Origin of the sequence: Ramlibacter sp. (assembly GCF_035627355.1) — a bacterium.
In the GTDB taxonomy this organism is placed as follows: domain Bacteria; phylum Pseudomonadota; class Gammaproteobacteria; order Burkholderiales; family Burkholderiaceae_C; genus Ramlibacter.
Genome location: NZ_DASPLW010000005.1, coordinates 1 through 12647 on the forward strand (window position 1 = coordinate 1; position 12647 = coordinate 12647).

Annotated in this window: 8 protein-coding genes and 3 tRNA genes; 4 read left to right on the forward strand and 7 right to left on the reverse strand. The window is 68.7% G+C overall.

Annotated features, from left to right (window positions below):
* Together dnaG and rpoD are read left to right on the forward strand one after the other, a co-directional pair.
* Positions 1-1606, forward strand: a 1606-nt coding sequence (gene dnaG / locus VEC03_RS01175) for a DNA primase (RefSeq protein ID WP_324912297.1), incomplete at its 5' end; no start/stop codon positions are given.
* Between the two features lie 239 nt (positions 1607-1845).
* Positions 1846-4224 carry an RNA polymerase sigma factor RpoD gene (gene rpoD / locus VEC03_RS01180; RefSeq protein WP_324912298.1) on the forward strand — a complete coding sequence of 793 codons (2379 nt, stop codon included), beginning with the start codon at positions 1846-1848 and terminating at the stop codon, positions 4222-4224.
* 61 nt (positions 4225-4285) lie between these two features.
* On the opposite strand, the gene fumC is transcribed toward rpoD, so the two are convergent.
* The gene (gene fumC / locus VEC03_RS01185; protein ID WP_324912299.1) at positions 4286-5674 is read right to left on the reverse strand and encodes a class II fumarate hydratase; all 1389 of its coding nucleotides are present in this window, start codon (positions 5672-5674) and stop codon (positions 4286-4288) included.
* Positions 5675-5871: 197 nt separating this feature from the next.
* On the opposite strand from fumC, the gene VEC03_RS01190 reads away from it, so the two are divergent.
* Both VEC03_RS01190 and VEC03_RS01195 read left to right on the forward strand, forming a co-directional pair.
* Entirely contained in the window at positions 5872-7473 is a 1602-nt protein-coding gene (locus VEC03_RS01190; protein WP_324912300.1) for a methyl-accepting chemotaxis protein, read from the forward strand.
* An 87-nt stretch (positions 7474-7560) separates the two neighbouring features.
* Entirely contained in the window at positions 7561-9117 is a 1557-nt protein-coding gene (locus tag VEC03_RS01195; protein ID WP_324912301.1) for a fumarate hydratase, read from the forward strand.
* Positions 9118-9135: 18 nt separating this feature from the next.
* Here the strand turns inward: VEC03_RS01195 and VEC03_RS01200 are convergent, their stop codons facing one another.
* From VEC03_RS01200 to VEC03_RS01225, 6 genes are all read right to left on the reverse strand, one after another.
* A complete protein-coding gene (locus VEC03_RS01200; protein WP_324912302.1) occupies positions 9136-10467 on the reverse strand; it encodes an MFS transporter in 1332 nt (443 codons plus the stop codon).
* Between the two features lie 118 nt (positions 10468-10585).
* The gene (locus VEC03_RS01205; RefSeq protein WP_324912303.1) at positions 10586-11212 is read right to left on the reverse strand and encodes a DUF6806 family protein; all 627 of its coding nucleotides are present in this window, start codon (positions 11210-11212) and stop codon (positions 10586-10588) included.
* A 52-nt stretch (positions 11213-11264) separates the two neighbouring features.
* A tRNA-Leu gene (locus VEC03_RS01210) sits at positions 11265-11356 on the reverse strand.
* A gap of 66 nt (positions 11357-11422) precedes the next feature.
* Positions 11423-11496, reverse strand: a tRNA-Cys gene (locus VEC03_RS01215).
* A gap of 60 nt (positions 11497-11556) precedes the next feature.
* Positions 11557-11632: transfer RNA gene (locus VEC03_RS01220), tRNA-Gly, on the reverse strand.
* Between the two features lie 60 nt (positions 11633-11692).
* Positions 11693-12647, reverse strand: a 955-nt coding sequence (locus tag VEC03_RS01225; protein WP_324912304.1) for a S16 family serine protease, incomplete at its 5' end; no start/stop codon positions are given.

Below are 12647 nucleotides of genomic sequence, written 5' to 3' on the forward strand. Positions count from 1 at the left end.
CATCGACGCGGTGAAGGACCTCGCCGGCCAGTACGGGCTGGAGGTCCCGCAGGACGAGCGCTCGCCGCAGGACCGCGAGCAGGCCGCGCAACTGCGGCGCAAGCAGGCCACCCTCACCGACGTCCTGGAAAAGGCGGCCCATGCCTGGCGCAAGCAGCTGAAGGCCTCGCCCCGCGCGATCGGCTACCTCAAGGGCCGGGGGCTGTCCGGCGAGATCGCGCGGCAGTTCGGCCTCGGCTATGCGCCCGAAGGCTGGCACGGCCTGGCCAGCGTGTTCCCCGAGTACGACGACCCGCTGCTGGCCGAGAGCGGGCTGGTGATCGTGGGCGAGGAGGAAGCGGGTTCTGGCGAGGCCCGGCGCTACGACCGCTTCCGCGACCGGATCATGTTCCCGATCCGCAACGTCAAGGGCGAGTGCATCGGCTTCGGCGGGCGCGTGCTGGGGGACGAGAAGCCCAAGTACCTGAACTCGCCCGAGACCCCGGTCTTCAGCAAGGGCCGCGAGCTGTACGGCCTGTACGAAGCCCGCAACGCCGTGCGGGAGGCCGGCTACGTGCTGGTCACCGAGGGCTACATGGACGTGGTGGCCCTGGCCCAGCTCGGCTTCCCGAACGCGGTGGCCACGCTGGGGACGGCGTGCACGCCCGAGCACGTGCAGAAGCTGTTCCGCTTCACCGACAGCGTGGTCTTCAGCTTCGATGGCGACGCCGCCGGCCGGCGTGCGGCCCGCCGCGCGCTGGAGGCCGCCCTGCCACACGCCAGCGACACGCGCAGCGTCAAGTTCCTGTTCCTGCCGCCCGAGCACGACCCGGACAGCTTCATCCGCGCCCATGGCCAGGAGGAGTTCCTGCGCTACGTCCGGCAGGCGGTCCCGCTCAGCGTGTTCCTGCTGGAGGCGACCGCCGACGACTGCGACCTGTCGACGGCGGAAGGTCGCTCGCGGATGCTCACCGTGGCCCAGCCGTTGTGGAACGCGCTGCCCGACGGGGCGCTCAAGCGCCAGTTGTTCGCCGGCATCGCCGAGCGCTCCCAGGTAGGGCCGCACGAGCTGTCGGAACTCTGGCGCCTGCCCCGTCCGGGCGCCGGCGGGGGTCGCCCGGCGCGGGCCCCGCGGCCGTACGGCGCCGGACCTCGCCAGCCGGTCAAGCCCAAGACCATCGCCTATGCCGAGACGATCGCCCGCCTGATGCTGCGCCACTCCCGGGCCTGGGAACTCCTGACGCACCAGGACCACGAAGTGCTATGCGGCCTGCAGCCGCCGCTGGGCGACCTGTTCGGCTGGCTGGACGCCGGCACCCAGGAGCACGGGGGCCAGCCCTGGGCGGCCCTGCAGGCCGGCCTGCAGGGGCAGGATTTCGCCGCCATCGCCGAGCAACTGATGGCGTACGACGCGAGCCAGCCCCTCAGCCGCGTGGTCGAGGACATCGACACCTCCGAGCGCGACCTGCGCCTGTCCATGCTGGAGATCCACCTCGACCTGGTCGCGGCCTCCATCGAGGAGGCCAGCCGGCTGCCGCAGAGCGATCCGTCGCGTGTCGAGCGCCTGCTGGAGCTCAGCCGCCGGCAGCAGGGACTGCTGAACGAGAAGCGCCAGTTGCGGGCTTGAAAAAGCTGCAGGACGGTATAATTTAGGGTTTGCTAGCGGCAAGAGCGACAGCAGCACCTCCGGGCCCGGCCGACAGTGCCTCCACAGCGAGCACGACAGCGCCACCTCACCGCAAGGACTGCACCCCAAATGTTCGCCCACCCATCTTGCCCATTGGTGCCGGACGCGATGGCGTTCGCACCTGTCGCCCGCGCCGGGTAGTTTGTGGCGCATCCTGAGTCTGCCGTCCCGAGGTGTCCATGCCCGCATCCAAGCCCGCGAAGCTCGCCAAGCCGCAATCGAAACCCAGCGCGAAAAAACCGGTCAAACCCGCTTCGCCGCCTGCCAAGGCGTCGCTGAAGGTCGTCAAGTCGACGGCGCCTTCCGCCACCGCAGCCGCAAAGCAGTCCCCCCAGAGAGCCAAGCCCGTGCCCAGCAGTACCAAGACCCCCACCGCCAAGACCGACAAAGCCGCCGCCAAGGACGATCCGAAGAAGGCCAAGGTGGCGGCTGCGACCGAGGAGCCCGCCAAGAAGAAGCCCGGCCGCCCGCCCAAGGCCGCCGCGCAGGCCGCCCCCGCCAAGGCGGCCGCTACCGGCGCCAAGCGCGGCCGCAAGCCCAAGGCCGCCGAGAAGCCGGAGGTCGAGGACGAGGACCTGTCCGACATCGAGGCGGAATTCGCCGAGGAGCCGGCAGCGGCCGAGACGCCCGAGAAGGTCAAGCCGCTGCGCATGAAGATCAGCAAGGCCAAGGAGCGGGCCTTGATGAAGGAATTCGGCCTGGACGAGACGATCCTGACCGAAGAGGAGATGACCAAGCGGCGCCAGCGCCTGAAGACGCTGATCAAGCTGGGCAAGACCCGCGGCTACCTCACGCACGCCGAGATCACCGACCACCTGCCCGAGAAGCTGGTGGACGCGGAGACGCTGGAAGTCGTGGTCTCCATGCTCAACGACATGGGCGTGGCGGTCTATGAGCAGACGCCCGACGCCGAGACGCTGCTGCTGACCAACACCGGCCCCACCGCCGCGACCGAGGAGGAGGCGGAGGAAGAGGCCGAGGCTGCCCTGTCCACGGTGGACAGTGAATTCGGCCGCACCACGGACCCGGTGCGCATGTACATGCGCGAGATGGGCACGGTGGAACTGCTCACGCGCGAGGGCGAGATCGAGATCGCCAAGCGCATCGAGGCCGGCCTGCAGGCCATGATGGAGGCGATCTCCGCCTCGCCGGCCACCATCGCGGCCATCCTGGAGATGGCCAAGGACATCCGCGAGGGCAAGGTCGTCATCTCCACCGTGGTGGACGGCTTCTCCGACCCCAACGAGGCCGACGACTACGTGGCCGAGGAGGACTTCGACGAGTTCGACGCGGACGACGACGACGACGGCAACGGCGGCTCCAAGGCACTGACCAAGAAGCTCGAGGAGCTGAAGTCGCAGGCGCTGGAGCGCTTCGACCGCATCGCTGCCCTGTTCGAGAAGGTGCACAAGGTCTACGACAAGGAAGGCTACGGCACGCCGGCCTACATGAAGGCCCAGCACGCGCTGTCCGAGGAGCTGATGACCATCCGCTTCACGGCCAAGACCATCGAGAAGCTGTGCGACATGGTGCGCAGCCAGGTCGACGACGTGCGCAAGAAGGAGCGCGAGCTGCGCCGCATCATCGTCGACAAGTGCGGCATGCCGCAGGAAATCTTCATCAAGGAGTTCCCGCCCAACCTGCTGAACCTGAAGTGGGTGGAGAAGCAGGCGGCCGCCGGCAAGCCGTGGAGCACCGTGCTCGCCCGCAACATCCCGCCGGTGCAGGAACTGCAGCAGAAGCTGACCGACCTGCAGTCCCAGGTGGTGGTGCCGCTGAGCGAGCTCAAGGAGATCAACCGCCGCATGAACGAGGGCGAGGCCAGCTCGCGCGAGGCCAAGAAGGAGATGATCGAGGCCAACCTGCGGCTGGTGATCTCCATTGCCAAGAAGTACACCAACCGCGGCCTGCAGTTCCTGGACCTGATCCAGGAAGGCAACATCGGCCTGATGAAGGCGGTCGACAAGTTCGAATACCGCCGCGGGTACAAGTTCTCGACCTATGCCACGTGGTGGATCCGCCAGGCCATCACGCGCTCGATCGCCGACCAGGCGCGCACCATCCGCATCCCGGTGCACATGATCGAGACCATCAACAAGATGAACCGCATCTCGCGCCAGCACCTGCAGGAGTTCGGCTTCGAGCCGGACGCCGGCATCCTGGCGGCCAAGATGGAGATCCCCGAGGACAAGATCCGCAAGATCATGAAGATCGCCAAGGAGCCGATCTCCATGGAGACGCCGATCGGCGACGACGACGACAGCCACCTGGGCGACTTCATCGAGGACACCGGCAACACGGCCCCGATCGAGGCCGCGATGCAGGCCGGCCTGCGCGACGTGGTCAAGGACATCCTGGACTCGCTCACCCCGCGCGAGGCCAAGGTGCTGCGCATGCGCTTCGGGATCGAGATGAGCACCGACCACACGCTGGAGGAAGTCGGCAAGCAGTTCGACGTGACGCGCGAGCGCATCCGCCAGATCGAGGCCAAGGCGCTGCGCAAGCTCAAGCACCCGAGCCGCTCGGACAAGCTGCGGTCGTTCATCGACACGCTGTAAGCAGCGAGGGGCCTCGCGGCCCCTTCGTTGCTTGCTGGACGCGCCCCGCGGGGCGCGTTTTTCATTTCGGCCCGACCATGTCCCCGGGCCGAACCCACTGGTCGAACTGCTCCGCGGTCACGAAGCCGCTGGCGATCGCCGCCTCGCGCAGCGTGCTGCCCTCCTGGTGCGCCTTCTTCGCGATCTGCGCGGCCTTGTCGTAGCCGATGTGCGGGTTGAGGGCGGTCACCAGCATCAGCGAGCGCCCCACCAGTTCGGCGATGCGCTCGCGATCGGGCTCGATGCCCGCGGCGCAGTGCAGGTCGAAGCTCTTCATGCCGTCGGCCAGCAGGCGCACGCTCTGCATGAAGTCGTGGGCGATCATGGGCCGGAACACGTTCAGCTCGAAGTTGCCGGATGCGCCGCCGACGTTGATCGCCACGTCGTTGCCGAACACCTGGCAGCACGCCATGGTCAGCGCCTCGCTCTGGGTCGGGTTCACCTTGCCCGGCATGATCGAGGAGCCGGGCTCGTTCTCGGGGATGCGGATCTCGCCGATGCCGCTGCGCGGGCCGCTGGCCAGCCACCGGACGTCGTTGGCGATCTTCATCAGGCTGGCCGCCAGCCCCTTGAGCGCCCCGTGCGCGTGCACCAGTGCGTCGGCGGCCGCCATCACCTCGAACTTGTTGGCGGCACTGACGAACGGCAAGCCGGTCAGCCGCGCGAGTTCCTGCGCGACGCGCTGCGCATAGCCGGCCGGTGCATTGAGCCCCGTTCCCACGGCCGTACCGCCCAGGGCGAGCTCGCACAGGTGCGGCAAAGCCGCCTGCAGGTGCCGCTCGGCCTGAGCAAGTTGCGCGGCATAGCCCGAGAACTCCTGCCCCAGGGTGAGCGGCGTCGCATCCTGCAGATGGGTGCGACCGATCTTGACGATATCCCGGAAGGCTTCGCTCTTGCGCTCCAGCGTGGCCTTCAGCCCCGCCAGCGCCGGCAGCAGGCGGTTGCGGATGCCCTCCACTGCCGCCACGTGCATGGCGGTGGGATAGACGTCGTTGGACGACTGGCTGCGATTGACCTCGTCGTTGGGATGCACCAGCCGGCCTTCGCCGCGCGGGCCGCCGAGCAGTTCGCTGGCGCGATTCGCGAGCACTTCGTTGACGTTCATGTTGGTCTGCGTGCCCGAGCCGGTCTGCCACACCACCAGGGGGAACTCGGCGGCATGGCCGCCGGCCAGCACTTCGTCGGCGGCCGCGACGATGGCGGCCGCCTTGCGCTCGTCCAGCAGGCCCAGTTCGCGATTGACGATCGCCGAGGCGCGCTTGACCAGCACCAGCGCGCGGATGATCTCCCGCGGCTGCCGCTCGCCGGAGATGTCGAAGTTCTGCAGCGAGCGCTGCGTCTGGGCACCCCAGAGACGGTCCGCCGGGACCTCGATGGGGCCGAAAGTGTCGCGTTCGGTGCGTTGGTTCATGCACGGCCTCGCCAGATGGACCGTTCCACCGTAGCACAGGGCCCGCGCCCCTGCTGGCCGCGGAGCCTGCCGTCGGGCGGCCTGGCGCCGCCGCTGCTCGGCCGGCCGCGGCGTCCATGTTGATGAGCCCGACCGGCGCAGCATAAGATGGGCCAGCGCCGGCATTTCATGGCGCACGAGAACGAGGAGACTCCCCCATGCCGAAGTGGTTGTTGGCACCCGCGTTCACCTTGCTGAAGCGGGTGAGCTTCCTGGCGGGCTTTGCGTCGGCCGCCGCGCTACTCGTGGTAGCCGTCCTGCTGTGCCTGGGCGCAGCCACCGGTGGCCCGGCGGCGATCCTGCTGCCGCTGGCAGCGCTGTTCGCGCTGGCGGGGGTGTACATGCAGGTTGCCGTCTACACCTACATGACGGCAGGCGTCGAGCGCCTGATCCGCATGACCGACCGGGTGTCTGCCGGCGAACTGGTCAACAGCCGCGAGGGCTACGGCGAGGACTCCAGCAACGGCGATTCCTCCCGGCTGTGGGGCGCGGTCCTGAAGATGAACGACCGCCTGGGCGAAATCGTGCGCCAGGTCCGGTCCAGCGCCGACGGCATCGTGCTGTCCGCGCGCGACATCGCCGAAGGCAACCACCACCTGGCCCAGCGCACCCAGTCGCAGGCCGCGGCGCTGGAGCAGACCGCTTCCGGCATGGAGGAACTGGCCGCCAGCGCCCAGCAGAACGCGGGCGACTGCGCGCGGGCCAGCGATCTCGCCACCGGCGCCCGCGACGTGGCAGGCAAGGCCGCTTCGCAGATGCAGCAGCTCGCGGCAACCATGCGGCAGATCGACGAGAGCGCACGCCGGGTCGGCGACATCCTCGCCACGGTCGAAGGCATCGCCTTCCAGACCAACATCCTCGCCCTGAATGCGGCGGTGGAGGCCGCCCGGGCCGGCGAGCAGGGGCGCGGGTTCGCCGTGGTCGCCACCGAGGTCCGCAACCTGGCACAGCGCAGCGCAGCCGCCGCCAAGGAGATCAAGGGCCTGATCGCCGATTCGGTGGGCAGCGTGGAACAGGGCCGCAAGATGGTGGGCTCGGCCGAGGCGACCATGAACGAGGTGGTCGGCAGCGTCAAGGCAGTCAGCGAGGTGATCTCCGGCATCGCCATGGCTTCGGCCGAGCAGCGCGCGGGCATCGAGGCGATCAACCAGGCCGTGGTGCAGATCGACTCGGCCAACCAGCAGAACGCCACCCTGGTCGAGGAAGCCAGCGCCGCGGCCGCCTCGTTCGAACAGGAGGCCGCGCGCCTGGTGGACGTGGTCAGCCGCTTCAAGCTGGACCGGGGCGTCGAACGCGGCAAGGTCGTGAAGATCGTGAAGGCGGCGGCCGAGCACCTGCGCAAGGTGGGTCCCAAGCGGGCCTTCAAGGACTTCAACGATCCGGAGGGGCGCTTCGGCAAGGGCGAGCACTACGTGTTCGTGCTCGGGATGCATGGCGAACGCCTGGCCTATGCGCCCGACCTGGCCAAGGTCGGCACCAACGGGCTGGAACTGCGCGACGAGGAAGGGCGCTACTACTGCCGCGACATCATCGCGGTGGGGCGGGACCACGGCTCCGGCTGGACCGACTTCAAGATCCTCAATCCCCGGACCGGGCGGGTGGAGCCCAAGTCGGTCTACGTGGAGCGGGTCGACGACGTGGTCCTGGGCAGCGGCATCTACAAGAGCACCGAAGAGGGCGCGAGCCAGGCGGCCCCCACCCACGGCCGCCTGCAGGCCGCGACCAGCGCCGCCCTGCCCCGGCTCGCCGGCAGCCACTGACCCTTTCCCCGGGGCGGTTGCCGGTCCGGGCGCATCCGGGGCGGATGGGATAATCATCGGCTGTCCCGTCCGCCACGTATTGCCTGCATGACCACCATCCTGAAGCAAGCCGACCTGATCGAATCCATCGCGGCCGCGCTGCAGTACATCTCCTACTACCACCCCGCCGACTACATCGCCCACCTGGCCCGCGCGTACGAGCGCGAGCAGAGCCCCGCGGCGCGGGACGCCATCGCGCAGATCCTGACCAACAGCAAGATGAGCGCCACCGGCCACCGGCCGATCTGCCAAGACACGGGCATCGTCAACGTGTTCCTCAAGGTCGGCATGGACGTGCGCTTCGAGGGCTTCACCGGCAGCCTGGAGGACGCGATCAACGAAGGCGTGCGGCGCGGCTACAACCACCCGGACAACACGCTGCGCGCCAGCGTCGTGGCCGATCCGCTGTTCGCCCGCAAGAACACGCGCGACAACACGCCTGCGGTGATCTTCACCGAGATCGTGCCGGGCAACACGGTCGACGTGACCGTGGCCGCCAAGGGCGGCGGCAGCGAGAACAAGAGCAAGCTGGCCATGCTCAACCCGAGCGATTCGCTGGTGGACTGGGTGCTCAAGACCGTGCCCACGATGGGGGCCGGCTGGTGCCCGCCCGGCATGCTGGGCATCGGCGTCGGCGGCACGGCCGAGAAGGCGGCGCTGATGGCCAAGGAAAGCCTGATGGACGACCTGGACATGTACGAGCTCCAGGCCAAGGCCTTCAAGGGCGAGAAGCTGACGCAGGTCGAGGAACTGCGGCTGGAGCTGTACGAGAAGGTCAACGCGCTGGGCATCGGCGCCCAGGGCCTGGGCGGCCTGACGACGGTGCTGGACATCAAGGTGAAGCTGTACCCCACCCATGCGGCCAGCAAGCCCGTGGCCATGATCCCGAACTGCGCCGCCACGCGCCATGCGCATTTCGTCCTCTATGGCTCCGGCCCGGTGTACCTGGATCCGCCCAGCCTGGACCTGTGGCCCAAGGTCGACTGGATGCCGGACACCAACAAGAGCAAGCGCGTCAACCTCGACACGCTGACGCGCGAGGAAGTGGCGAGCTGGAAGCCGGGCGAGACCCTGCTGCTGAACGGCCGCATGCTCACCGGCCGCGACGCCGCGCACAAGCGCATCCAGGACATGCTGGCCAAGGGCGAGAAGCTGCCGGTGGACTTCACCAACCGCGTCATCTACTACGTCGGCCCGGTGGACCCGGTGCGCGACGAGGCCGTGGGGCCGGCCGGCCCGACCACCTCCACGCGCATGGACAAGTTCACCGAGATGATGCTGGCCAGGACGGGGCTGATCGCGATGATCGGCAAGGCCGAACGCGGCCCGGAGGCGATCCAGGCGATCAAGCAGCACCAGTCGGCCTACCTGATGGCCGTCGGCGGCGCCGCCTACCTCGTGTCCAAGGCGATCAAGAAGGCGCGCGTGGTCGGCTTCGAGGACCTGGGCATGGAAGCCATCTACGAATTCGAGGTGGTCGACATGCCGGTGACCGTGGCGGTCGATGCCGGCGGCACCAGCGCGCACGTCACCGGCCCGGCCGAGTGGAGCAAGCGGATCGCCAGCGGCGAGTTCCAGGGCATCCGCGTCGCCAAGGCCGCCTGAGCGGCGGCGGCGCCGGCGTCAGGCCGGCGCCCACTCACGCGGCAGCGGCACGTCCGACTCCAGCGCCGCCTCGCGGCCGCGCTGCACGTCCACCTTCAGCAGCAAGACCAACCCGGCCAGGAACAGCACGGAGGTCGAGAGGATCGCCGTGCGCTGGTTGCCGCCGGTGGCCCAGGTGATGGCGCCATATGTCAGCGGCCCGATGATGCTGGCCAGCCGCACGGCGAAGGACCAGAGGCCGAAGAACTCGGCCGACTGCCGGCGCGGCGCGAACATGCCGACCATGGCCCGGCCCGAGGACTGGCTCGATCCCATGCACAGGCCCGCGATCGCCGCCGCCCACCAGAAGCCGCCCTTGGTCGTGGTCACGGCCGCGATCACGCAGGTGGCGACCCAGCCCACCAGCGTCAGCGACAGTGCCGGCTTGTGCCCGATGCGGTCCTGCAGGTAGCCCCAGGCGAAGGCGCCGCCGGCGGCCGCGAAGTTGAGCACGAAGATCAGCACCATGGTTTCCTGCTGCTGGAAGCCGATCACCTGCTCGGCGTAGATGGCCGCCAGGGTGATCGCCACCGCGACGCCGCCCTGGTAGCACACCAGGCAAGCGAGCAGCCACATGAAATCGCGGTAGCGCCGCGCCTGCCGGAAGGTCGCGTGCAACTGCCGCAGGGAGGCCCGCAGCCCGCCCTGCTGCAAGGCTTGCGGATTGGGCTGGGCGCGCTCGCGCAGCAGCCGGAAGGTCACCAGCGCCGCCGCGCCGTAGATCAGCGCCGTCAGCAGCATGGTGACGGGCACGAAGCGGTCGGCCGCGATGCCCTGCCCCTGCGCCCACAGCACGTAGGCCAGGCAGATGCCCAGTGCCAGCATGCCGCCGAAATAGCCGTAGGCCCAGCCCCAGCCACTGACCTTGCCCATGGCGTCGGGTCGCGCCAGTTCGGGCAGGAAGGCCGCGGTCAGCGATTCGCCGTAGCTGTAGAAGGTGTTGGACACGATGACCAGCAGCATGGCCAGCAGCACCGAACCCGGGCCGGCCAGGGCCAGTGCGGCGGTGCTGGCGACGCACCCGGCCGTCACCAGCACCAGCAGTCGCTTCTTCGCCGCGCGCAGGTCGGCGTAGGCGCCGATGCTGGGCATGGTGAGCATCACGATGGCATAGGAGACGCTCAGCGCCGCCGTCCAGGCAAACGTGGCCCAGGGCGCCTTGCCGGCGATGCCGCCGACGAAGTAGGCCGCGAACACCGCGGTGATGACCACCGTGGTGTAGCCCGAGTTGGCGAAGTCGTACATCGCCCAGCCGAACACCTCGCGCTTGCGCACGCCGGGGTTCAGGGCATCGTGGGGAAAGAGGGCCATGGATCGGGCTGGAGGCTGGAGACCAGCGTGGAGTATCGAGCGCAGCGGCCCGTCTGCTCCCCGGCTGTTTCCCTAGCCTCCGTCCGTGGTCCCGGGTCCGGCGAATGCCGGCCGGCCCCTAGTGCAGGTGCCGCGGGCGCCGACCGCCGCCGTGGCTGCCGCCGCCACCGCTACCGCGCGGCGGCTTGCCGATCTCCAGCGAGCTGACCAGCGCGTCGAAGCGCTGCGAGAACAGCCGGTCGATCTCGGCCACGACGCCGCCGAGTTCCTGGCTGTCGAAATGGCGCTCCATCAGGCCCACCACGTCATCCACCAGCAGGTCGCGTTGCACCTGCATGATGGCGGCCGGCGTGGGGCCGACGAACAGCATGAGGAAGTCGTCGCGCGCCTCGGCTTCGGGCGGCTCCTCGTCCTCGTCGAACTCGGCGTCGTAGAAGCTCACCTCGATGGCGGCGCCCTCCTCCGCCAGTTCGTTCAGGCTCATGCACATCTCGTCCAGCGACTGGCGGAAGTCCTGGTCGCCGGCGACGGTCCAGCACATGGTCAGCAGGTGCTCGTGCGCATCGAAGCGCAGGCCGGGCTCCTCCTCGTAGGCGCTCTCGGCGCCGTCCGCGAGGGACTTGGCGCCGGCGTACTTCCACAGCGGCTTGAGCGCTTCCTGCAGCTGCGAGTACGTGACGTCCGCGCGCAGGGGCACGTCACCGTGCACGTGGATCTCGAAAGGGGCGTTGTCGTATGTGGCCATCTGTTCTGCCTGTGCGCCGGCGCCTGCGGTCGGGGGCTCCGACGGTGGGGAGTGGTGCCTCGAACCGGACTCGAACCGGTACGCCGCCTTCCAGCGAGCGGCGGATTTTAAGTCCGCTGTGTCTACCGATTTCACCATCGAGGCGGTGCAGACCACGCGGCCACTGTACGCCAAAAAAAAGGCAGCCCCGCTGGACGGGGCTGCCGGTGATGGAGGCGCGGGCCGGAGTCGAACCGGCCTTCACGGATTTGCAATCCGGTGCATAACCGCTTTGCTACCGCGCCGCTGAACCGTGCAGGTCCACAAGAAAAAGGGAAGCGCGATGCTTCCCTTTTCGTGCTGACTGGAGCGGGAGACGAGTCTCGAACTCGCGACCTCAACCTTGGCAAGGTTGCGCTCTACCAACTGAGCTACTCCCGCGTGAGTCCGCCATTATAGGGGGAAAAACGCGCCTCTTGTCGGGCTCGAACGAAAAATCGCTCAGTGCTTAACCGACGCCGGCACGCCGGGCTTGCCGTCGCCCTTGCCGGCCGGCAGCGGCGCCGCGGCGGGTGCCCGCGCCTCCTCTTCGGCCAGCGGCGTGGGCTGGCGCTCCAGCGCGATCTCCAGCACCTTGTCGATCCACTTGACCGGCACGATCTCCAGCCCGTTCTTCACGTTCTCGGGGATCTCCTGCAGGTCCTTCGCGTTTTCCTCCGGGATCAGCACCGTCTTGATGCCGCCGCGCAGCGCCGCCAGCAGCTTCTCCTTCAGGCCGCCGATCGCGGTGACTTCGCCGCGCAGCGTGATCTCGCCGGTCATCGCGACGTCGGCACGCACCGGGATGCCGGTGAGCGCCGACACCAGCGCCGTCGTCATCGCAGCGCCGGCACTCGGACCGTCCTTGGGCGTGGCACCGTCGGGCACGTGGATGTGCAGGTCCTTCTTCTCGAACACCTCGTCGGCGATGCCCAGCCGCCGGGAGCGGCTGCGCACCACGGTGCGCGCGGCCTCCACCGACTCCTTCATCACGTCGCCCAGTGAACCGGTGCGAAGGATGTTGCCCTTGCCAGGCATCAGCGCCGCCTCGATGGTGAGCAGGTCGCCGCCCACCTCGGTCCAGGCGAGGCCGACCACCTGGCCGACCTGGTTCTGCTGCTCGGCGCGCCCGTAGTTGTGCTTGCGCACGCCGAGGAACTCGTTGAGGTTCTCGGCGCTGACGCGCACCTGGGGCGTCATCTTCTTCAACTGCAGGCCCTTGACCACCTTGCGGCAGATCTTGGAGAGCTCGCGCTCGAGCGAGCGCACGCCGGCCTCGCGCGTGTAGTAGCGCACGATGTCGCGGATGGCGTCCTCGGTGACCTCGAGCTCGCCGTCCTTCACGCCGTTGTTCTTCATCTGCTTGGGCAGCAGGTACTTGATGGCGATGTTGGTCTTCTCGTCCTCGGTGTAGCCG